20 protein-coding genes are annotated in these 20,603 nt (G+C 66.1%); 13 read left to right on the forward strand and 7 right to left on the reverse strand.

Annotated elements, in window-relative coordinates; genetic code table 11:
- Window positions 1–276: 276 nt before the first annotated feature.
- The 4 genes from rpmH to yidC all read left to right on the forward strand — a co-directional run bounded on the left by rpmH (window position 277) and on the right by yidC (window position 2,897).
- Window positions 277–411 carry a 50S ribosomal protein L34 gene (gene rpmH / locus BSE24067_RS20180; RefSeq protein ID WP_004198824.1) on the forward strand — a complete coding sequence of 45 codons (135 nt, stop codon included), beginning with the start codon at window positions 277–279 and terminating at the stop codon, window positions 409–411.
- 15 nt (window positions 412–426) lie between these two features.
- Window positions 427–888 (forward strand): ribonuclease P protein component, encoded by a 462-nt coding sequence (rnpA, locus tag BSE24067_RS20185; RefSeq protein WP_034208729.1) that lies wholly within the window; start codon window positions 427–429, stop codon window positions 886–888.
- Window positions 889–963: 75 nt separating this feature from the next.
- Window positions 964–1,230: a membrane protein insertion efficiency factor YidD gene (gene yidD / locus BSE24067_RS20190; RefSeq protein ID WP_006489939.1), complete on the forward strand. Its 267-nt coding sequence runs from the start codon at window positions 964–966 to the stop codon at window positions 1,228–1,230.
- Between the two features lie 8 nt (window positions 1,231–1,238).
- Window positions 1,239–2,897: a membrane protein insertase YidC gene (gene yidC, locus BSE24067_RS20195; RefSeq protein ID WP_151064142.1), complete on the forward strand. Its 1,659-nt coding sequence runs from the start codon at window positions 1,239–1,241 to the stop codon at window positions 2,895–2,897.
- A gap of 141 nt (window positions 2,898–3,038) precedes the next feature.
- Here yidC and BSE24067_RS20200 read toward each other — a convergent pair whose 3' ends face one another.
- Window positions 3,039–3,476, reverse strand: coding sequence for a helix-turn-helix domain-containing protein (locus BSE24067_RS20200; protein WP_151064169.1), 438 nt, complete (start codon window positions 3,474–3,476; stop codon window positions 3,039–3,041).
- Window positions 3,477–3,813: 337 nt separating this feature from the next.
- On the opposite strand from BSE24067_RS20200, the gene mnmE reads away from it, so the two are divergent.
- Window positions 3,814–5,208 (forward strand): tRNA uridine-5-carboxymethylaminomethyl(34) synthesis GTPase MnmE, encoded by a 1,395-nt coding sequence (gene mnmE / locus BSE24067_RS20205; protein WP_151064140.1) that lies wholly within the window; start codon window positions 3,814–3,816, stop codon window positions 5,206–5,208.
- A gap of 381 nt (window positions 5,209–5,589) precedes the next feature.
- Window positions 5,590–8,403 carry a DUF5010 domain-containing protein gene (locus BSE24067_RS20210; RefSeq protein WP_151064138.1) on the forward strand — a complete coding sequence of 938 codons (2,814 nt, stop codon included), beginning with the start codon at window positions 5,590–5,592 and terminating at the stop codon, window positions 8,401–8,403.
- Window positions 8,404–8,458: 55 nt separating this feature from the next.
- Here BSE24067_RS20210 and BSE24067_RS32820 read toward each other — a convergent pair whose 3' ends face one another.
- The 4 genes from BSE24067_RS32820 to BSE24067_RS20225 form a co-directional block, all read right to left on the reverse strand.
- Window positions 8,459–8,581 (reverse strand): hypothetical protein, encoded by a 123-nt coding sequence (locus BSE24067_RS32820; protein WP_279612193.1) that lies wholly within the window; start codon window positions 8,579–8,581, stop codon window positions 8,459–8,461.
- Window positions 8,582–8,731: 150 nt separating this feature from the next.
- Window positions 8,732–10,090: a GGDEF domain-containing protein gene (locus BSE24067_RS20215; RefSeq protein WP_151064136.1), complete on the reverse strand. Its 1,359-nt coding sequence runs from the start codon at window positions 10,088–10,090 to the stop codon at window positions 8,732–8,734.
- Window positions 10,091–10,202: 112 nt separating this feature from the next.
- Entirely contained in the window at window positions 10,203–10,451 is a 249-nt protein-coding gene (locus BSE24067_RS20220) for a DUF2795 domain-containing protein (RefSeq protein ID WP_151064134.1), read from the reverse strand.
- A 116-nt stretch (window positions 10,452–10,567) separates the two neighbouring features.
- Window positions 10,568–10,738, reverse strand: coding sequence for a hypothetical protein (locus tag BSE24067_RS20225; protein ID WP_006489933.1), 171 nt, complete (start codon window positions 10,736–10,738; stop codon window positions 10,568–10,570).
- Window positions 10,739–10,866: 128 nt separating this feature from the next.
- Between BSE24067_RS20225 and speG the strand changes: the two genes are divergently transcribed.
- The 3 genes from speG (at window position 10,867) to BSE24067_RS20240 (ending at window position 12,981) form a co-directional block, all read left to right on the forward strand.
- The gene (gene speG, locus BSE24067_RS20230; protein WP_151064132.1) at window positions 10,867–11,409 is read left to right on the forward strand and encodes a spermidine N1-acetyltransferase; all 543 of its coding nucleotides are present in this window, start codon (window positions 10,867–10,869) and stop codon (window positions 11,407–11,409) included.
- 500 nt (window positions 11,410–11,909) lie between these two features.
- Window positions 11,910–12,257, forward strand: a complete 348-nt coding sequence (gene sap1 / locus BSE24067_RS20235; RefSeq protein ID WP_006489950.1) for a surface attachment protein Sap1 — start codon at window positions 11,910–11,912, stop codon at window positions 12,255–12,257.
- A gap of 169 nt (window positions 12,258–12,426) precedes the next feature.
- A complete protein-coding gene (locus tag BSE24067_RS20240; RefSeq protein ID WP_040142584.1) occupies window positions 12,427–12,981 on the forward strand; it encodes a YaeQ family protein in 555 nt (184 codons plus the stop codon).
- A gap of 10 nt (window positions 12,982–12,991) precedes the next feature.
- On the opposite strand, the gene BSE24067_RS20245 is transcribed toward BSE24067_RS20240, so the two are convergent.
- Window positions 12,992–13,405: a VOC family protein gene (locus BSE24067_RS20245; protein WP_151064130.1), complete on the reverse strand. Its 414-nt coding sequence runs from the start codon at window positions 13,403–13,405 to the stop codon at window positions 12,992–12,994.
- 427 nt (window positions 13,406–13,832) lie between these two features.
- Between BSE24067_RS20245 and ada the strand changes: the two genes are divergently transcribed.
- The 3 genes from ada to gshA all read left to right on the forward strand — a co-directional run bounded on the left by ada (window position 13,833) and on the right by gshA (window position 17,964).
- Complete coding sequence (gene ada / locus BSE24067_RS20250; protein WP_151064127.1) at window positions 13,833–14,924, forward strand: bifunctional DNA-binding transcriptional regulator/O6-methylguanine-DNA methyltransferase Ada; 1,092 nt, start codon at window positions 13,833–13,835, stop codon at window positions 14,922–14,924.
- Window positions 14,921–15,895 carry a DNA-3-methyladenine glycosylase family protein gene (locus BSE24067_RS20255; protein WP_151064126.1) on the forward strand — a complete coding sequence of 325 codons (975 nt, stop codon included), beginning with the start codon at window positions 14,921–14,923 and terminating at the stop codon, window positions 15,893–15,895. The genes ada and BSE24067_RS20255 overlap by 4 nt, the downstream gene beginning before the upstream one ends.
- Before the next feature lie 455 nt (window positions 15,896–16,350).
- Window positions 16,351–17,964, forward strand: a complete 1,614-nt coding sequence (gene gshA / locus BSE24067_RS20260) for a glutamate--cysteine ligase (RefSeq protein WP_170297447.1) — start codon at window positions 16,351–16,353, stop codon at window positions 17,962–17,964.
- A gap of 60 nt (window positions 17,965–18,024) precedes the next feature.
- Here the strand turns inward: gshA and BSE24067_RS20265 are convergent, their stop codons facing one another.
- The gene (locus BSE24067_RS20265) at window positions 18,025–18,336 is read right to left on the reverse strand and encodes a DUF4148 domain-containing protein (RefSeq protein ID WP_151064121.1); all 312 of its coding nucleotides are present in this window, start codon (window positions 18,334–18,336) and stop codon (window positions 18,025–18,027) included.
- A gap of 378 nt (window positions 18,337–18,714) precedes the next feature.
- Between BSE24067_RS20265 and BSE24067_RS20270 the strand changes: the two genes are divergently transcribed.
- Window positions 18,715–20,355 (forward strand): L-lactate permease, encoded by a 1,641-nt coding sequence (locus BSE24067_RS20270; RefSeq protein WP_151064119.1) that lies wholly within the window; start codon window positions 18,715–18,717, stop codon window positions 20,353–20,355.
- Window positions 20,356–20,603: the final 248 nt, after the last annotated feature.

The raw sequence follows: 20,603 nt of genomic DNA on the forward strand, positions 1-20,603 counted from the left end.
TGCGGGATTCTTGGAGATAAGGCGAGATTCTAACGCCAAACGCGGCCACAGCGGGACTTATCCACAGGCTGTGATGGTGGGTCGCGGGGCCGGATCGGAGCGGGCCGGCACAGGCGGACGACTCGTAAAGTATTGACCGTCAAGAGAAAAACGGTTTAAATAGCGGGTTCCGCGAAAACCAATCCTGTATTCCCGGCGATTGCGTTCGCCCGAATGCCTCCGGTTAAGGGCACGCGGTCCCCTGAATTTCGACATTCTCGAACAAGTGAGAACATCATGAAACGTACTTACCAACCGTCCGTGACGCGCCGCAAGCGCACCCATGGCTTCCGTGTCCGCATGAAGACGGCAGGTGGCCGCAAGGTCATCAACGCTCGCCGCGCGAAGGGCCGCAAGCGCCTCGCTATCTAAGGCAGGTTGCGCGCTGTGTCCGCCGTCCGCAGTCCTGCGGAAGGTGCCGTCGAGCCGGGTGCGAATCCGTCGCAGACGAAAGCCGCCTTCCCGAAAGCTGCGCGACTTCTGAAAACGGATGAATTTTCATCCGTTTTTCGTTTGCGCCCCTGGCGGCGCTCCGCGCACTTCGTGATCTACGGCAAGCCGACCGGCCAGCCTGCCCGTCTGGGGCTCGTCATCGGCAAGAAGTATGCGCCGCGTGCAGTCACCCGTAACCTCGTGAAGCGGCTGGCGCGCGATGCGTTTCGCCTGCGCCGCGCCGAATTCGCCGGCTACGACCTGCTGCTGCGGCAGCACACGCGCTTCGACAAGAAAGCGCTGCCGAGCGCGGCTTCCGCCCCGCTCGCGGCGATGTGCGCGGCCGAAATCCGCGAGCTGCTCGACAGGGCGGCCCGGGAAATCGCGCGCCGGGCGTCGAAGCCCGCGTCCGAGTGACGCATCCGTGCCCGGTGCGGCGTGCGCGCCCGCCCGGCCGGTTTTGACGCGGCGTCGAACGGCGCCGCCCAAGGTATGAAAACGGTATTGATCGCGTTGCTGCGCTTCTACAAGGTTGCCGTGAGCCCGATGCTCGGCAACCGTTGCCGTTTTTATCCTTCCTGTTCGGATTACGCGCGCGAGGCAATCCAGTATCATGGCGCCGCGCGCGGCACGTATCTCGCCGTCAGGCGCGTGTGCCGATGCCACCCGTTTTCCGCGGGCGGCATCGACCTCGTCCCGCCGCCCAACTCCGACACTCGCGCTCGCGGCGAAGCCGACGCGCGGTCCCATCGACTCTGAGACAACGCATGGATATCAAACGCACCGTCCTATGGGTGATCTTCTTCATGTCAGCTGTCATGCTGTACGACAACTGGCAGCGCGACCATGGACGCCCGTCGATGTTCTTCCCGAGCGCCACGCACACGGCTCCGGCCGCGGCCGGCGGCGCATCGGGCACGGGCGCGACGACGACCGCCGGTGACGCACCGGCCGCCGCGGCAGGCGCCGCACCGTCGACGACGGCACCAGCCGCGCAGGCGCAGCTCGTGAAGTTTTCGACCGACGTGTACGACGGCGAAATCGACACGCGCGGCGGCACGCTCGCGAAGCTGACGCTGAAGAAGCAGGGCGACGGCAAGCAGCCCGATCTCTACATCACGCTGTTCGACCACACGGCCGGCCATACGTATCTCGCACGCACGGGCCTGCTCGGCGGCGACTTCCCGAACCACAACGACGTCTACACGCAGGTCAATGCGGGCCCGACGTCGCTGACGGGCGACCAGAACACGCTGAAGCTGTCGTTCGAATCGCCGGTGAAGGGCGGCGTGAAGGTGATCAAGACCTACACGTTCACGCGCGGCAGCTACGTGATCGGTGTCGACACGAAGATCGACAACGTCGGCGCCGCACCGGTCACGCCGACGGTCTACATGGAGCTGGTGCGCGACAACACGGCCGTCGAAACGCCGATGTTCTCGCATACGTTCCTCGGGCCGGCGGTCTATACGGACGCGAAGCACTTCCAGAAGATCGACTTCAGCGACCTCGACAAGAACAAGGCGAACTTCGAGAAGACGGCCGACAACGGCTGGGTCGCGATGGTCCAGCACTATTTCGCGTCGGCATGGATTCCGCAGCAGGGCGCAAAGCGCGACATCTACGCTGAAAAGATCGATCCGGCGCTGTACCGCGTCGGCGTGAAGCAGCCGGTCGCCGCGATCGCACCGGGCCAGTCGGTCGACGTGCAGGCACGCCTGTTCGCCGGTCCGGAAGAAGAGCGCATGCTCGAAGGCATCGCGCCGGGCCTCGAGCTCGTGAAGGACTACGGCTGGGTGACGATCATCGCGAAGCCGCTGTTCTGGCTGCTCGAGAAGATCCACGGCGTGGTCGGCAACTGGGGCTGGGCGATCGTGCTGCTGACGGTGCTGATCAAGGCCGTGTTCTTCCCGCTGTCGGCGGCAAGCTACAAGTCGATGGCGCGCATGAAGGAAATCACGCCGCGCATGCAGGCGCTGCGCGAACGCTTCAAGAGCGATCCGCAGAAGATGAACGCCGCGCTGATGGAGCTGTACAAGACCGAGAAGGTCAATCCGTTCGGCGGCTGCCTGCCGGTCGTGATCCAGATCCCGGTGTTCATCTCGCTGTACTGGGTGCTGCTCGCGTCGGTCGAAATGCGCGGTGCGCCGTGGATTCTGTGGATCCACGACCTGTCGCAGCGCGACCCGTTCTTCATCCTGCCGGTGCTGATGGCCGTGTCGATGTTCGTGCAGACGAGCCTGAACCCGACGCCGCCGGACCCGGTCCAGGCGAAGATGATGAAGTTCATGCCGATCGCGTTCTCGGTGATGTTCTTCTTCTTCCCGGCCGGTCTCGTGCTGTACTACGTCGTGAACAACGTGCTGTCGATCGCGCAGCAGTACTACATCACGCGCAAGCTCGGCGGCGTGAAGAAGCCCGCCTGACGCAGGCCGCGCCCGCGGGCGGCCAGCCGCCCGCGATGCACGCAAAAAAGCCGCATGGTGCGATCCATGCGGCTTTTTCGTTTCTGGCGGCCGGCGCGGCGGCGACGGTGTACATGCGTGCGTTCGTTCGACCGCCGCCGTTCAGGCCTTCTTCGCGTCGATTTTCGGTTCGACGTTGTAGAACTGCTCGATCAGCTCCTGCACCAGGTAACGCTGATGCGGCGGCAGCGCCTCGATCTTCGACGCAAGTTCGATCGTTTCCGGTGTCGGCGGATAGCGCTCGTCGCGCGGAAGCGGCTGCGGCGTCGGATGTTCGATCACGCTCGGCGACGGGCCGTAGTGCAGCCAGTGCAGTTCGACGCGCAACCAGCTGGCGAGCGTTTCGAGTTTGTCCGGCGTCGGAATCGTTCGGCCGGTCAGCCATTTGTGCGCGGTTTGCGGCGAAACCGGCTGCGCACCGCGGTGACGCAGATTGAACCGGTTCGCGAGCTCCGTCGCACCGGTGATCTTGTCCGGGCTGCGCCGCAAGGCGAATTTCAGGCGTTCGGAGAACGCCGCTTTTTCTTCGGGTGTCGGCATGGGGGTGATTGTGCAATTCCACAACTGCGTATCAGACAACCGAATAAGATAAAGATAGCGTATTCGGACGAATCCCAACCTGGCCGTGGGCAGAAGGTGGAATGAGGGCCGCGGCGTCAACCCGTTCCAACAGGCATACTCGTCCGAAATAGGCACGCATGGGTCGCACCAGGGTAATACTCGACTTAGCTCCGTCGGGATAAATTCGGGCGAGTTCGAAACCGACGGGGCGCCCGGTGGCGTGCGGGCCGGCGCGCTACAATGCCGGCGTTCCGATGCCCGCGGTGTTGTGTGGGCGCGCCATTCATCGACCGACCACCCGATTCACCCGATTCCCATGCTCGCTACCGATTCCGATCCGATCGTCGCCATTGCCACCGCTGCCGGCCGGGGCGGCATCGGCGTCGTCCGCGTGTCGTTCGGGCGCGGCGGCGAGGCGGCCGCGTTGCGGCTGATCGACGCGTTGTGCGGGCAGCGGCTTGCGCCGCGCCATGCGAGCTATGTGCCGTTTCTCGACGCGCACGGTGCGCCGCTCGACCGCGGAATCGCGCTGTATTTCCCCGCACCGCACTCGTACACCGGCGAGCACGTGCTCGAGCTGCAGGGGCATGGCGGGCCGATCGTGATGCAGCTGCTGCTGCAGCGCTGCCTGGACGCGGGGCGCGCGTTCGGGCTGCGGCTCGCGGAACCCGGCGAGTTCACGCGGCGCGCGTTCCTCAACGACAAGCTGGACCTCGCGCAGGCCGAGGCGGTGGCCGATCTGATCGAGGCGAGCACCGAGGCGGCGGCGCGCTCGGCCGGGCGCTCGCTCGACGGCGCGTTCTCGCGGCAGATCCACGCGCTCGTCGAGGACGTGATCACGCTGCGGATGCTGGTCGAGGCGACGCTCGATTTCCCCGAAGAGGAGATCGACTTCCTGGAGGCGGCCGACGCGCGCGGCAAGCTCGCGAGGATTCGCGAACAGCTCGCGCACGTGCTCGGCGACGCGCGGCAGGGCGCGTTGCTGCGCGAAGGGTTGTCGGTCGTGCTCGCGGGACAGCCGAACGTCGGCAAGTCGTCGCTGCTGAATGCGCTCGCCGGCGCGGAGCTGGCGATCGTCACGCCGATCGCAGGCACGACGCGCGACAAGGTCGCGCAGACCATCCAGGTCGAAGGGATTCCGCTGCACATCATCGACACGGCCGGGCTGCGCGAGACGGACGACGAAGTCGAGCGGATCGGGATTGCACGTACGTGGAGCGAGATCGAGCGTGCGGACGTCGTGCTGCATCTGCTCGATTCGCGCACGGGGATGACGGCGGACGACACGACGATCGCGGCGCGGTTTCCGGCCGGCGTGCCGGTGGTGCGCGTGTTGAACAAGACGGACCTGACCGGTGTGCCGGCTTGCGTCGAGCATCCGGCGGCCGAAGGTGATCTGACGGAAGTGCATCTGTCGGCGAAGCGCGGCGACGGGATCGACATGCTGCGCGCGGAACTGCTGCGGATCGCGGGGTGGCAGGCGGGGGCAGAGGGCGTTTATCTCGCGCGCGAGCGGCATTTGATTGCATTGCGCGCGGCGCAGGCGCATCTGGCGCAGGCGGCCGATCATGCGGAGCAACGCGCGCAGTCGCTCGATCTGTTTGCGGAGGAGCTGCGGCTCGCGCAGGAGCAGCTCAATGCGATTACCGGGGAGTTCACTTCCGACGATCTGCTGGGGGTGATTTTCAGCAGGTTTTGTATCGGGAAATAACGCTTGGCGCGGACATCACGACCTCGTTTCCCGGATATTGCTGCCGCGATAGTCCATACCACCCGCGATCCGGTTTTCCCCGACTGTGCTACGCGCAAGCGGCGCATCTGCAATTCACTCATGTCGCCCGGCGCGCAAATGTCAGGCTCGGCTTCTGCTGTCCGGATTTCTCGGGCCACCGATCAAACGGCTGGCCGTTGCCGCGGGGTTGTCAAAATATTTCCCTCCATTTAATGTTCTCGCGGAGGCAAATTGTCTGAGGTTATTTCGCGATTTCGTCGCTTCACATTTTGAAGCGATGCGAATGTGTTGCGCGGTCTGAACTCATGCTGTGCCGGTAGAGCAGTCAATAAACGGACATACCAATAACGGGAGACAGTTTTGACTACGCGACGGGCATTTATCGGGACGCTCGCCCTTGCTCCTTCGATTCTGGTTTCACTGCCGGCTGATGCCCGTTCGGGCGGGCTGGACGGGATGTACCTCAACGCGGTCGCCCTTGCGACGCTGGGGCGCGTGGCGACTCCGGGCGAGAAGGACGAATGGCAACGCACGCTGGACACTGGCGGGAAAGAGGCGCTGCTGCGCGCGGTGCTGATCAACCCGGATTGTTGCCGGTATTGGGTCGCGAATCTCTACCGGCGCTTGCTCGGGCGGGAACCCGATCGAGGCGGCTGGGAGTCGCTGAGCGAAGTGGCACGCACGAGCGGCATTGATGATGCAACCGTCGCGATTCTGTCCTCCGAAGAGTATTACCAGGTCCGGTCCGGCGGCAGCAATCGCATGTATGTGACGGCACTCGCGTGCGATCTGCTCGATCGAACGAGCGTGGACGACATGGACGCAATCGTCGGCAAGCTAGATGGCGGGGCGAGCCGTGCGGATATCGCTCGCCAACTGCTGCGAAGCCCGGCCGCCGTTTCGGCAAAGGTCGCACACGCCGTCGCCGCGTACCTGTCTCGCGCCGCGGTTGCCACGGATGTCGCTCAGTTCGGCAGTGACGGTTCCACGGCACGCGTGATCGCCGCAGTGCTGGCGAGCGACGCGTTCTATCAGCGAGCGGTACGCACGTCATTCGCCGCTGGCGACGACAGTGCGCGTATCGTCGGCAGCCTGATGGCTGGCGCAGGCATCGATGCGCTCGAACCGGCGGTGCGTGAGCGGCTGCAGCGTCGTGCTGAGCAATACATCGGCGGCGACATCGAACTGAATGTCGTCGCGTATGAGTTGCTGACGGCGACGCGCCTGATGGCGTCGCGATCGTTGCCCCGGCGTGTGAAGCTGGCGGAGCGCGTGGCATCCGTCGGTCGGCGCGATGCATCGAACGCGCATTCGCTGCCGGCACCCAAGGGCGCACGTGCAATGCGTGCGGGGCCGGGGACGGACAGCCGCACTTCTCGCGCGAAGGCGGCGGCCTATCTGGCATCGACCGAGTGCCTCGGATGGGATCCGTCCGTTCTGCGCCGAGCGCCGCCGGGTTGGCGCCGCGCGCCGGGCGAACTCAACGTGCCGGTCGACATGCAGGCGCCACCGCCGAGCTATCGCAGCGACGAGCGCATCGTGTGTACGACATATTTCTACTGGTACGACGTGATCAACGGCGGGGATTATCTGAAGAACCCGGACGGTGCACAGAATAGCGGCGACGAGTATGCGTTCGCGGTCACGCCGAGCGACCTGAAGGGGTTGAGCTACACGCTGCCGGCTTGGCACGACGAGCAATTGCGCGATATCGTCAGCGCCGGCATCGACGTGATCCTCCCGGTGTACTTCGGCTCACCGTTCGCCAGCGCAGATGACCTGACGAAAGCCGAAATCGGTGCGAACCGGCCATCCCGCTTCAGCGATCCAGGGCTGGTACAGATCGTCGCCGCGTTGAACCGGCGCAAGCAGAGCGGACAGATGGCGCCACGGGTCGGGATGTTCTACGACACCACGACGCTGACATCCAACAATGCGAAGTCGTGGCACGTCGATTCGGCAGTGTATGCGGGCAAGGAGTGGTTCTACGAGACGGTTCGGAACTTCTTCTCGATCGTGCCGACCGAGCACTGGGCGTGTATCGAAGGGCGGCCGATCATCTACGTGTATCACCCCAGCTTCGCAAAGCGCGTCGGCGAGGATCTCTATCCGTTCGTGCGCCACCGATTCCAGCTCGAATTTGGCGTGGATCCCTATATCGTCTCGGCCGCCGAAGAGGAGGCGCCACGCGTCACGGATCCGCGCGGTCTCAAGTCGATCGCGCAGCGTTTCGTGAACGCGTCCTATCTGGATCAGCTTGCCGAACTGATGGGCGGCAACGAGTTCTATGGCCGCGCCGGTCAGTCGACGGCCGGTTTCGTCAATCGCCTCTACGAAAAGATTCACCGTCGTGCGCCGACGGAGAACGAGTTACGGGCGCTCGAACCGGTCGCGAATGCGCAGGGAAGAGTGGCAGCGGCGCAATCGCTGCTGGGCACGGCATCTGCGCGCGTGGCGCTCGCGGCTGCCCTTCACGAGCGGCTGATGCCGATCGGACAGTCGTTCGACGCGTTGCAGACCCAACTCGCGTCGCGCGGGGCGGTCCGCCGCTTCGTGCAGGACGGCGATTACTATGCGCTGCTCGCCGACCTGCTGGCGTCCGACGCGTTCTACCGATTCTGCGGTTCGAGCACCGATGCACTGGTCGAAGGGGTATTGCAGCGCGTGCTGTGGCGTTGCACGAATCCACAGTGCCGAACCTGTTCGACCACGTCGACCGACGGCGCGATGCGCGACGAACTGCGCGTTCGCCTGAAGAAGCGGGACCGGCGGTACGCGTTGCTTGCGTTCGTGAAGGAGTATCCGACTGCGGAGGCGCTCGCGTCATATGCGCTGTTCTACTATCTCGGCCGGTTCTATCCCGGCCCGTTCGACAGCACGTTCTACTGGAGCGCGGCGATCTGTCCGACGTTCCGCGGCGTCGTTTCGATCGGGCCCGGCTACAGCCAGAAGAATCTGTCGTCGCGCCATCCGATTGAAGTACCACGCGAAAAAGGCGCGCTTTACCGACGGAACTGGGAGCGTATCCTCGCAATGGACCCTCGGCCGACAATGGTGCACATCGAGACGTGGAACGAGTTTTTCGAGGGCACGGCGATCTGCGACAGCAAGGAGTACGGCCGCCAATACATCGAACTCACGGCGGAGTATGCGAGACGGTACAAGGCGGCTTGAAGAGGCTATCGACATCGTCATCGCGCGACGGGGCGCGGAGGCGGGAACGACGCCATCAATCCCAATGCCGATGATGATGGTAATACCCGCCACCGTAATACCCGCCCCCGTCCGGCACCACGATACAGCCGCTCAGCAACACGGCCACGCCGGCAATTAGCAAAAGGGTTTTCTTCATCGCGTTCACCTGCCTGGGTTCAATATGGAACCCAGCATAGCGAGCGCCCTCGACACGGGGTGTAAGCGATCGTTTCCCTGCGACGCAATCCGTAACGGCGGATTATTCCGGTCACAATGACCGTAACAAGTCGCCAATCCGCAGACGTTTTCAGGCCACGACCACGCGGTTGCGACCCGTATCCTTCGCACGGTACAGCGCGGCATCGGCGGCTTCGATCAGCGCATCGGGCGTCGACAGATCATCGGCCGACACGGTCGCGCAGCCGACGCTGACGCTCACGCGTCCCGCCGGCGACGAAGGCATCGCAAGATCGAGTCGCAGCACCGCGTCACGCACTTCTTCGGCCACCACCCGTGCACCGCGCGCGCCGGTGTTCGGCAGCACGATCGCAAACTCCTCGCCGCCATAGCGCGCGACGATGTCCGTCGGCCGTCGCACCGCGCCGGCCAGTGCATTGGCGACCGCGATCAGGCAGGCATCGCCCTTTACGTGACCGAATGCGTCGTTGTAGGCCTTGAAATGGTCGACGTCGACCATCAGCAGCGAGAGCGGCTCGCCCTGACGCCGCGCCTGCAGGAACAGCGTGTGAAACTGATCGTTGAAGTGGCTGCGGTTGAACGCGCCGGTCAGCCCGTCGCGCGCGGAGGATCGGATCAGCGTCGCGTGGGCCTCGAACAACTGCTGATACAGCTTCGTCACTTCCCACGCGAGCACGCACACCAGCACACCGGGCGTGAACATGCTGAACACGCGCGCCAGATACCAGCCGACCGTGAACCGGTTGGTGGTCAGCAGGTTCAGCGTCGTGTCGGTGAGGCACGCGAGCACCGCGATCGCGAGCCACAGGTCGAGCGTCGTGCGCAACCGGCCCGTGGCGACCACCGCAATCAACGCAAGCGCATTGAGGATCCACACGACCAGCGCAATCGCGTTCACCGGCAACGCGACCGCGCCGGCCGGCGGATGGAACGCGGGCGGCAGCGCGACGTTCAGCGCGAACACGCACAGCAACGCCGCCGCCGCGGCCGGACCGCCGACCAGTGCGATCGCCCACCAGCGCGTCTGTGCCGCAGTGACCGGTGCCCGCGTGAGCCGTTCGCGCGCGAACAGCGCGGCGATCACGAAGCAAGGAAAGCCGGCATGCCAGAACACCCACATCCACGCGGCGCTCTGCGGACGCGCGCCGAGCAAACCGTGCGGCGCGAATACGCCGGGAAACGTGAGCAGCTGCAGCGCGACGGCGAGCGCGGTGAACGCATAGGCGCCGCCGAGCGCACCGAGCACGGGCTGGCGCGTGACGGTGAACTGCGCGCCGAGGAAGAACGCCGCGAGGCTCGCGGTGGTGAACACGGTCAGCGCGCACATCGGCATGAACGGTTCGACGGCCGGCAACGCAACGTTCGCGTGCGGCACGGCGATGCCGAGTGCGAGCACGATGACGAGCGCCGTCAGCGCGCCGAACCATAGCTGACGGCGCGTCGTGTGCTGGATCAGGATGCCTTCCATCGATTCCCCCGGACGCTCTCGTGCGGCCACGCCCGGTCCTGGCGCCGGGCGGCATGCATCCGACCGCCATGCGGCCGGTGCGGCCCGATCCTATCCTGTTGTCGACCTTCGCTCAAATGCTCAGGCCCGGGCCGAAGTTGCCGGCGACCCAGCGCGTGACGGCGTCGACGTCCGCGTAGTCCTGTTCGGGCAGGCCGTCGAGCATCGACAGCACTTCGTTGCTGGCGCCGGCGTCGCGCGCGGCGTCGACGATCGCATCCTTGTTCGCCGGGTAGCTGACGGCCGCCAATACGTCGGCGATCTGCAGGTCGATCGTTTCGTTCGGGATATCGTGGGCAGGAAGGGAAGGTTTGTCGTTCACGTCGGCGTCTCGCTGGTTGAGCGGGAATCGGTTCGAAGCATTTGTTCGAAGCGGAAGGCAGTTGCAGCGTTCGCGGCTGCACGCGCGGCGCGGCCCCCAGCGGGCCGGCGATCGACTCAGTGACCGCGCCGCACGCGGCGCCACGGATGCTTCCAGTCGATGTGCGGGGCGTTTTCGTCGCGCGGATGTTGCCGCCGATGTTCCTGCCACAGTTCGTCGGAGAACAGCGCAGCCACGATCACGAGTGGCAGTACGAGGAAGATGCCGAGTATCACTTGCTCGATCACGATAGCCTCCTTGCGATGGCAGGAACCCTTGTTTCCATTCTAGGCTCTGAACTTGGCCCGCGTTCAACTTCTTCGGCGCGTTTCCGGCGCATGCGCGGGCATCGAAAAGCACGGAAAAAAGGACAAACATGCAACTCCAGAACGACAAGCACACGCTCGCCCTGCGGCCGCTGGAGCGTCAGGACCTGCGCTTCGTCCATGAGCTGAACAACGACGCAAAAATCATGCGCTACTGGTTCGAGGAGCCGTACGAAACCTTCTCGGAGCTGTCGCAGCTGTATGACCGCCACGTACATGATCAACGCGAGCGCCGTTTCGTCGCGGTCGATGCGCAGGGCGAGCTCGTCGGCCTCGTCGAACTGATCGAGCTCGACTACATCCACCGCCGCGGCGAATTCCAGATCATCATCGCGCCGCAATGCCAGGGGCGCGGCTACGCAGGCCAGGCGACGCGCCTCGCGATCGAATACGCGTTCAAGGTACTCAATCTGCGCAAGCTGTACCTGATCGTCGATACGTCGAATGCGGCTGCCATCCACGTGTACCGGAAGTGCGGATTCCAGCACGAGGCGGAATTGCAGGAAGAATTTTTCGGAAACGGCGCTTATCACAATGCTTTTCGCATGTGCATCTTCCAGCGCGATTATTTCGAGCGCGCCAAATCGGATTGAATGCGGCCGGGTAAAAAGCTCCGGGTAAACGCGCTGGAGAGCCCCGCCGCGGCGGCCTTCGGCGCCATCGAAAAATGCGGGTAAATACGCACGCGCTTATACCTGGCATTTTTCTTGTATAAGCTGAATCCGATTCCGCGGCGCGGTAAATTCATGGGGTTTCGGACGACTTTATGTGCAATGCATCAAAACCGCTACCATATTGAAGTGAATTATCCAAACCGTTCACCGGCCACCCTGTAACTTCGCTGAAAGCCTTGTCCCGCAATGCTCGGGGCGTGGCGGCGCGATTCATTTCGCTGAATGTCCGCGGCCGTCCGGCCGGCGCCTGACGACAAAAACCGGGCGCGCACGGGGTGCGACAATTCGCCGCTATTGCGATCGCACAACGAATGTGCTTGATATCGCTTGCCGGTCTTCTAAAGTGAAAAACGCGGGTTCACGATCACCTTTAAACACATAGCTAACCAGCCTGGTGCCCGCAAGCATGGAGACAGAACATGATGAAGCGAACCGGTGTCCTTTTTGCCCTTGTCGGCGCATTTTGCGCAGTGTCGATCGCTCAGGCAGGCGGTGATTCGGCCGTCAAGCCGAAGCAGGAAATCCAGCTGACGAAGAACGCATGGGGCTGTCTGTCGAAAGACAATCTGGACTCCGTACTGAGCCACGAGCGTGACGGCAAGTCGCAGGCGAAGCAGCAGTACTTCGACGACTTCCGTTGCCTGTCGGTGCCGGAGGGTCAACGCTTCCGCGTCGTGTCGGTCGATCAGGGCGACGTCCAGTTCGTCAGTGCCGACAACAGCGACCAGCAGGGTCTCTGGACGGATTCGCGCTTCGTCAAGCAATAACGCGCGTCTCGCACCCGCACGCCGGCCCGACACGCCGGCGGCGCGGCCTGAACGCGGCCCGGCCGACGCCGGGCCGTCGCGCTGTGGAGCGCCCGTCACGCGCCGGGCGGCGCGCATTCGGTATCATCACGGCCCGACCGAACCGAATGCCCGCCCGGGCCGTATCCGCATGGCGCTGAAATCCACGATCTACAAAGCCGAACTGCAAATCGCCGACATGGATCGGCACTATTACGCCGATCACGCGTTGACGGTCGCCCGTCATCCGTCGGAAACCGACGACCGGATGATGGTGCGCATCGTCGCGTTCGCATTGTTCGCGCACGAGCGACTCGAATTCTGCAAGGGGCTGTCGGACGTGGACGAACCGGATCTGTGGCAGAAGGACCTGACGGGCGCGATCGACGTGTGGATCGAGGCCGGGCAGCCCGACGAACGGCGTATTTCGAAGGCAGCCGGACGCGCGGGTCAGGTCACGGTGATCGCGTACGGCGGCAAGACGTCGGATATCTGGTGGCAGGGCGTGCGCAGCAAGGTCGAACGGCTGCGCAACGTGCAGGTGCTGTCGCTCGCCGACGGCGTCGCGGCCGCACTCGGGCGTCTCGCCGAGCGCACGATGCGCTTGCAGTGCACGGTGCAGGACGGCGCCGCGTGGATCTCGAGCGCCGACCACGATCCGGTCGCAGTCGAATGGACGGTGCTGAAGCCGCGCGCCGACGCGTGACGGCCGCCGCTCAGCCGATCGACGCGGGCGGCCCCTTGAATTCCAGCATGTTGCCTTCGGGATCGAACAGATAGATCGACGGGCCGTAGCCGCCGGCGCCGTAGCGTTCGGCCGGCGCGCCGGGGCGCGCGCCATGCGCGGCGAAATGCTCGGTCAGCGCATCGGGGTCGAACGGCTCGACACGCAGGCACAGATGGTCGAGATTGCGGCCGGTGCCGGGCGGCCCGCTGTCGGGGCGGTCGATCGGGCCGCCGACCGACAGCAGGTCGATCAGCGCGTCGCCGGCGCGCAACTGCACGAGGCCGAGGTCGGGCTGTTCCTTCTCCACGTGGCAGCCGACGGCGTCGCAGTAAAAGCGCGTCATCGCGGCTATGTCGGTCACGCGCAGCACGACGTGATCGATCGCGCGGATGGTCGGTTTCATGAGCGGGCACTCCGTTCACGGTGGGCGTGCACCGAGTGTAGACCGCACCGGCGACGCGCGCCGGCGCGCTGCGTTCGACGGACGAAAAAAAGCCCGTTCACGCAGAGCGGAACGGGCTTAATCCATATCAGGAGGAGACATGGAGGAGACAGTTCCTACTATACACACGGCGATGGTGCGTTGCAATATTCCGAGTGTAAAAAAACGTCAGGACGGCGATTTGTCGCAGCCGCACTGCAGCAAAACTGTGACGGGATGATGACGAAAACTGCACTGAAGCAGCGGCGGAGCGGCCTTTCGTCCACTTGGCGGGATTTCGGTATGCGCGATTTTGTCCGGCACGAATCACAGAGCAAGATTCAGGGCGCGACGGCCCGGGCCGATGTCTAGAGTAGGCACCGTCTACACTAGAGAGCGCGAGGTTTACATGAAAACCGCCTATCCGACCGACGATGCCCGCTGGGGCGCCGTGACCGCCCGCGATCCGCATGCGGACGGCGCGTTCTTCTATGCCGTGCGCACGACCGGCGTGTTTTGCCGCCCGAGCTGCGCGTCGCGGCTGCCGCGGCGCGAACACGTGTCGTTCTTCTCCAGTCCGGCCGACGCACGCGCGGCCGGCTTTCGCCCGTGCAAGCGCTGCCAGCCGGAAGGGTTGCCGCGCGAACTCGACATCGTCAATCGCGCGTGTGCTGTACTCGACGCGCATCCGGAGCGGATCACGCTGCAGCAGCTGAGCGACGCGGTGCACGTGAGCCCGTTCCACCTGCAGCGGCTGTTCAAGCGGGTGGTCGGCGTGTCGCCGCGGCAGTATCAGGCCGCGCAGCGCGGCGCCGCGCTGCGTGACGCGCTGCAGAGCGGCCAGCCCGTTACGCGGGCAGCCGTCGACGCGGGCTTCAACTCGCCGTCGCGGCTCTATGCGTCGGTGCCGCGCGAGCTCGGGATGGCGCCGTCGGCGTTCCGCCGGCAGGGCGCGGGCCTGCGGATCGACTATGCGACCGCGTCGACACCGCTCGGCACGGTGCTCGTCGCCGCGACCGAACAGGGCATCTGCCGGATCGCGTTCGGCGACGAACCGGCGGCGCTGATTTCCGAGCTGAACGACGCGTTCGCGCGTGCCGAACGCGTCGAATCGCCGTCGCGGCTCGCGCCGTTCATCGCGCAGATCCGCGCGTATCTCGACGGCACGCGGCACGCGTTCGACCTGCCGCTCGATATCGCGCCGACCGCGTTCCAGCAGCGCGTGTGGGAAGCGCTGACGCGCATCCCGTACGGCGAAACGCGCAGCTATTCGGAGATCGCCGACGCGCTCGGCTCGCCGCGCGCGGTGCGGGCCGTCGCGGCGGCGTGCGCGTCGAACCCGGTCGCGCTCGCGATCCCGTGTCACCGGGTCGTGCAGAAGGGCGGCGCGCTCGCCGGCTACCGCTGGGGCGTGCGGCGCAAGGCGACGCTGCTCGCGGCCGAGGCGCGTCATCTGCGCGACGATGAAACCGAAGCCGTTGCGGAGGGCAACGCAGTTTGAGCATCGAACCAACCACGATTACGTCGATCGCGGACGGCGGCCAGGTGCCGCCGTCCGCGCAGATGGAGCTGCGCTTCAAGGCGCCGTACGACTGGGCGCGGGTTCTGCGCTTTTTCAGCGGGCGCGCGATTCCTGGCGTCGAGCAGGTCGTCGGCGGTGTGTATCGCCGGACCGTCGACCTGCACGGCGACGCGGGCCGGCTCACCGTCACGAAACATCCGCGCCGGCATTGCCTGATCGCGACGGTCGACGGGGCGGCTGCACGCCATGTCGACGACGCGTTCGCGCGCCGCGTCGCGTCGATGTTCGACCTCGGCGCGGACCCGGCCGCGATCGGCGGCGGGCTCGCGCGGGATCCGTGGTTCGCGCCGCTCGTGGCGGCCGCGCCGGGGCTGCGCGTGCCGGGCGCATGGTCGGGATTCGAGCTCGCGGTGCGCGCGATCGTCGGCCAGCAGGTGAGCGTGAAGGCGGCGACGACGATCGTTGGCCGACTCGTCCAGCGGGCCGGCGAGCGCGTCGTGCTCGACGACGGCGGGCCGCCGCCGGACGGCGCGCCCGCATGGCGCTTCCCGACGCCGCACGCGCTTGCCGCGTGCGATCTGGACAAAATCGGGATGCCCGGCAAGCGGGCCGCGGCGCTGACGGGCATGGCGCGCGCGGTCGCGGACGGCCACGTGCCGCTCGACCCCGCGCATGCCGATCTCGACACGCTGCGCCGCGCGTGGCTCGACCTGCCCGGCATCGGTCCGTGGACCGTCGAATACATCGCGATGCGCGCCTGGCGCGACCCCGACGCATGGCCGGCGTCGGACCTCGTGCTGATGCAGTCGATCGCCGCGCGCGATCCGTCGCTCGACCGGCTCGCGAGCCAGAAGCGCCGCACCGACGGCTGGCGGCCGTGGCGCGCGTACGCGGCGCTGCATCTGTGGAACGACGTCGCGGACCGGGCCGGCGGTGCGCGCGGCGGCTGACGCCGGTGACGACCGCTGCAACCGCGCGGTCACGATGCACGCTGTCGACGGCCCGGCCCTACGGCGATCGGTCGGTGATCCTCACGGTTACGGTTGCAACGCCTGATGGCGGGCACCCGAATCGATGCCTGCCGCGCAGCAAATCCGCGTGGCGGGTGACGGGGCGAGGGGTTGCACCGGCCGCACATATTCCGTCCGACGAATTCGCATGGTCGCCGCATCCGTCGGCGCGGACCGCTCGCGGCCGCGCACACGGCGATCATCCCCGGCGGTCCGTTCGGCACCCCGCCCGGCAGCCCGCCCGGCGGCCCGCTGCGGCCGCCGCGCACCGCGCGCGGCCGCCTCAAGCGCGCGTGTCGGCGAGATGTTAAAGTGCCCGCTACCAACGAAGCGACCAACAATCCAGCCGGCCGCGCGCGGCGTTCTGCGCGCGGCCGTCACGCACTTGCGTCTCCATGTCGAACACCATGACTCACCGCCAGTCCGAACTGCTGCTGAATCGTCTCGAAGCGCTGAGCTCGGGCCCGACGCGGCAGCATCTGCCCGACGGCCTGCGCGGCATCGAAAAGGAAAGCCTGCGCGTGACGCGCGACGGGATGATCGCGTTCACGCCGCACCCGCGCGCGCTCGGTTCGGCGCTCACGCACCCGTCGTTGACGACCGACTATTCCGAAGCGCTGATCGAACTGATCACGCCGGCGGAAACCGACGCGTCGATCACGCTCGAGCGCCTCGACGATCTGCACCGCTACGTATACGCGTCGCTCGGCGACGAGATGCTGTGGAACGACTCGATGCCGGGCCTGCTGCCTGCCGACGATGAAATCCCGATCGCGAACTACGGCACGTCGAACATCGGCCGGCTGAAGACGGTGTACCGGCGCGGCCTCGCGTATCGCTACGGCCGCACGATGCAGTGCATCGCGGGCATCCACTACAACTACTCGCTGCACGAGGAAGTGTGGCGGCGCCTGCATGCGGAAGAGGGCTCGACGGCCACGCTCGTCGACTATCAGTCGGAGCGCTATCTCGCGCAGATCCGCAACTTCCGCCGCCGCAGCTGGCTGCTGATGTACCTGTTCGGCGCATCGCCCGCGCTCGATACGAAATTCCTGCGCGGCAAGCCGCACAAGCTCGACACGTTCGACGCCGACACGCTGTACCGCCCGTATGCGACGAGCCTGCGGATGAGCGACCTCGGTTACTCGAACACGACCGCGCAGGCCGCGCTGCACGTCGACTACAACACGCTGCCCGGCTATCTCGACGCGCTGTCGAAGGCGGTGAGCGAGCCGTATCCGCCGTACGAGGCGATCGGCACGCATCGCGACGGCGAGTGGATTCAGATCAACACGAACGTGCTGCAGATCGAGAACGAGTTCTACTCGACGATCCGGCCGAAGCGCGTCACGTATTCGGGCGAGCGTCCGCTGCATGCGCTCGCATCGCGCGGCGTGCAGTACATCGAGGTGCGCTGTCTCGACATCGATCCGTTCGAGCCGACCGGCATCGCGCTCGAGACCGCGCGCTTCATCGATGCGTTCCTGCTCGCGTGCGCGCTCGACGAAAGCCCCGCGCTCGACTGCGACGCGTACAAGGAAGCGAATGCGAACTTCGGCAGCGTGACGATGGAGGGCCGCAAGCCGGGGCTCACGCTGATGCGCGACGGCCAGCCGGTCACGCTGCAGGCATGGGCCGACGACCTGATGACCGATATCGAAACCGTCGGGCGCCGTCTCGACGAGATTCGCGGCGGCGACGAGCATGCGCGCGCGATCGCCGCGCAGCACGAGAAGCTCGCCGATCCGGAGCGCACGCCGTCGGCGCGCGTGCTGCGCACGATGCGCGAGAACGGCCAGTCGTTTCTCGCGTTCGCGCGTGAGCACAGCGAAGCGCATGCCGCGCACTTCCGTGCGAACCCGCCGTCGCCGGACACGATGCGCGCCGAGCAGGCACTCGCGGCGAAGTCGCTGGCCGAGCAGGCCGAGCTGGAGGCGAAGGAGGCCGGATCGTTCGACGCGTTCGTCGCGGCCTATCGTGCGTATACGCTGAACCGCTTCAGCGTTTGATCGCCGCAGCCGCCGCGTGTCGCACGCCGCGCGGCACGCTTGCCGGCTGCGGGATGCGCGTCAGTGATGCGCGTACGTGTCGCGATCGGTCGCGTGCGGCAGCGCCGGCTTCCCGGATTCCACGTTCGCATGGCCGTCGCGGCCATAGCCCGCTGCATCGCCGCGCGCCTGCGCGGCACGTTGAATGATCTGCTGCATGTTCTGCGGAAAGTCGGGGCTGCTGGCCAGGTTCGCCCGGTAGCCCGCGGCCTGCAATTCCACGAGTTCCTGACGGACTTCCGCACGCGTCAGCGTCGACGCGGCGTGCGCTTGCACGGCGACGACCGGGCCGATCAGCAGCAGCGCGCACGCCGCAAGTTTCATGGTTTTCATCGTGTTGGCTCCGTGAGGGTTCCGGCGCCGCCAGTGCGTCGGCGCGGCCGGAATCGATGCAACGAGTCTAGGCTTCGGACGCCAAACGAAACACCCCGCGCCGTGTCAGTCACCTTTGCCCACCGCGCAACATTGCGCGGGCGCCTTTCCTGACGCGCGCGCCAGCGGGGCGACAGCCGCCGTTCATCGTGCGCCGGACACCGTGTATCGGCCCCGCACGCATCGGGCTTGCCCTCCTTGTACAAGCGCGACACGCCTCCTAACCTCGTTTAAGCGACCGATCGGTCGGCGCTGCGGCACGGTTGCATGCGCAAGCGTCGGGCGATCGTCGCGGCCGTGGAACGCACGTTTGGTCCTGGATCGGAGACGCCGCACACGATGAATCCCACCGCAGCCCTGCCGCCCGGCATCCTGTTCGCGCAGCCGTTGACGCCCGTCGCCAACTCGCTGTTCCTGTCATTTCTCGTCGCGGTGATCCCGATCGCGGTCGCGCTGATCGCGCTCGGCGTGCTGCGCCGGCCGGCGTGGCAGGCGTCGCTCGCGGGGCTCGTTGCCGGCCTTGCGGTCGCGATCGGCGCGTGGGGCATGCCGGCCGGCCTCGCGTTCAACGCGGTCGGCGCCGGCATGGCGCTCGCGGTCGTGCCGGTGATGTGGATCGTGTTCAACGCCTTGCTGCTGTACAACATCGCGGTGAAGTCGGGCCGCTTCGACCAGTTCCGGCATTGGATGCTCGACAATCTGCCGGACGACCGCCGCCTCGTGCTGCTCGTCGTCGCGTTCTCGTTCGGCTGTCTGCTCGAAGGGATCTCCGGCTTCGGCACGCCGGTCGCGATCACCAGCGCGCTGCTGATCGCGCTCGGCTTCCCCGCGCTCGAAGCGCTCACGTACACGCTGCTGTTCAACACCGCGCCGGTCGCGTTCGGCGCGCTCGGCGTGCCGATCACCGTGCTCGGCGCGGTCACGTCGCTGCCGGCCGCGACGCTCGGCGCGATGGTCGGCCGGCAGCTGCCGTTCTTCGCGCTGCTGCTGCCGTTCTACGTCGTTGGCGCGTACGGCGGCCTGCGCTCGATCGCGAAGCTGTGGCCCGCGCTGCTCGTGTCCGGCGGCAGCTTCGCGATCGCGCAGTTCGTCACGTCGAACTTCCTCGGCTACCAGCTCACCGACGTGCTGTCGTCGCTCAGTTCGCTGATCGTCACGATCGGCTTCCTGCAGGTGTGGAAGCCGCAGCCCGATCCGCAGTACGCGCTCGCGCGCAGCGTGCCCGCGACCGCCGGCGCCGCGCGCGCCGGCTTCGGCGGCTGGCTGCCGTGGCTCGTCGTGTCGGTGATCGTGATCGTCTGGGTGCACGCGAACGTCGCGGCGATCGGCGACGTGAAGATCAAGTGGCCGGGGCTGCACAACGCGGTGTTCGTGTCGCTGTATCACAAGCCGTATGCGGCGATCTGGGACTTCCAGCCGCTCGGCACCGGCACCGCGATCCTCGTGTCGGCGATCATCACGGCCGTGCTGACGCGCACCGGCGTCGGCGCGTTCTTCGAATGCGTGGTCAAGACGTGGCGGCAGACGTGGATCGCGATCGTCACGGTGATGATGATCGTCGGGCTCGCGTATCTGCTGAACTACTCGGGGATCAGCTATACGCTCGGCACCGGCGTCGCGTCGACCGGCGCGCTGTTTCCGCTCGTGTCGGCGTCGCTCGGCTGGATCGCGGTGTTCCTGTCCGGCAGCGACACGTCCGGCAACGCGCTGTTCGGCAACCTGCAGGTCGTCGCCGCGCGGCAGCTCGGCCTCGATCCGGTGCTGATGGCTGCGACCAACTCGTCGGGCGGCGTGATGGGCAAGATGATCTCGCCGCAGAACATCGCGACCGGCGTGTCGACGACCGACCTGAAGGGGCAGGAAGGCGTCGTGTTCGCGCGCACGTTCTGGCACAGCGTGATCCTCACGCTGCTGCTCGGCGTGCTCGTGTTCCTGCAGCAGCACGTGTTGACGTGGATGATTCCAGCGCTGCCGAAGTAGGCGTGGCGCGCGGCAGCAGGGAACGGTACGGGAAAAGCGAGGAAGGGCCTGGAACGGCGCCTGGGAGGTGTACGGCGTGATGGTCGCCGCTCGTCGTGCGGCCGGGCATGCTCGAGCCGGCGGTGCGACGCCGCGCATGGGACGGCTCTTTGGAAACTGAAAACTGTTGACAATGTGTTGGGGCGAGGGTATACAACGCTCATTCGCCGATATGGCGCCCTCGTTTTACACCCGCGGCTTCGCTGCCT

Source organism: Burkholderia latens (genome assembly GCF_902499045.1).
GTDB classification, from domain to species: Bacteria; Pseudomonadota; Gammaproteobacteria; order Burkholderiales; family Burkholderiaceae; genus Burkholderia; species Burkholderia latens.

What these genes read in the sequence shown, in the direction of transcription:
- gshA (WP_170297447.1), top strand. Translation starts at nt 16,351, where the DNA reads ATGTCGAACACCATGACTCACCGCCAGTCCGAACTGCTGCTGAATCGT.
- BSE24067_RS32820 (WP_279612193.1), bottom strand. Translation starts at nt 8,581, where the DNA reads ATGAAGAAAACCCTTTTGCTAATTGCCGGCGTGGCCGTGTTGCTGAGC.
- yidC (WP_151064142.1), top strand. Translation starts at nt 1,239, where the DNA reads ATGGATATCAAACGCACCGTCCTATGGGTGATCTTCTTCATGTCAGCT.
- yidD (WP_006489939.1), top strand. Translation starts at nt 964, where the DNA reads ATGAAAACGGTATTGATCGCGTTGCTGCGCTTCTACAAGGTTGCCGTG.
- BSE24067_RS20200 (WP_151064169.1), bottom strand. Translation starts at nt 3,476, where the DNA reads ATGCCGACACCCGAAGAAAAAGCGGCGTTCTCCGAACGCCTGAAATTC.
- sap1 (WP_006489950.1), top strand. Translation starts at nt 11,910, where the DNA reads ATGATGAAGCGAACCGGTGTCCTTTTTGCCCTTGTCGGCGCATTTTGC.
- BSE24067_RS20215 (WP_151064136.1), bottom strand. Translation starts at nt 10,090, where the DNA reads ATGGAAGGCATCCTGATCCAGCACACGACGCGCCGTCAGCTATGGTTC.
- BSE24067_RS20245 (WP_151064130.1), bottom strand. Translation starts at nt 13,405, where the DNA reads ATGAAACCGACCATCCGCGCGATCGATCACGTCGTGCTGCGCGTGACC.
- rpmH (WP_004198824.1), top strand. Translation starts at nt 277, where the DNA reads ATGAAACGTACTTACCAACCGTCCGTGACGCGCCGCAAGCGCACCCAT.
- BSE24067_RS20270 (WP_151064119.1), top strand. Translation starts at nt 18,715, where the DNA reads ATGAATCCCACCGCAGCCCTGCCGCCCGGCATCCTGTTCGCGCAGCCG.
- BSE24067_RS20240 (WP_040142584.1), top strand. Translation starts at nt 12,427, where the DNA reads ATGGCGCTGAAATCCACGATCTACAAAGCCGAACTGCAAATCGCCGAC.
- mnmE (WP_151064140.1), top strand. Translation starts at nt 3,814, where the DNA reads ATGCTCGCTACCGATTCCGATCCGATCGTCGCCATTGCCACCGCTGCC.
- ada (WP_151064127.1), top strand. Translation starts at nt 13,833, where the DNA reads ATGAAAACCGCCTATCCGACCGACGATGCCCGCTGGGGCGCCGTGACC.
- speG (WP_151064132.1), top strand. Translation starts at nt 10,867, where the DNA reads ATGCAACTCCAGAACGACAAGCACACGCTCGCCCTGCGGCCGCTGGAG.
- BSE24067_RS20265 (WP_151064121.1), bottom strand. Translation starts at nt 18,336, where the DNA reads ATGAAAACCATGAAACTTGCGGCGTGCGCGCTGCTGCTGATCGGCCCG.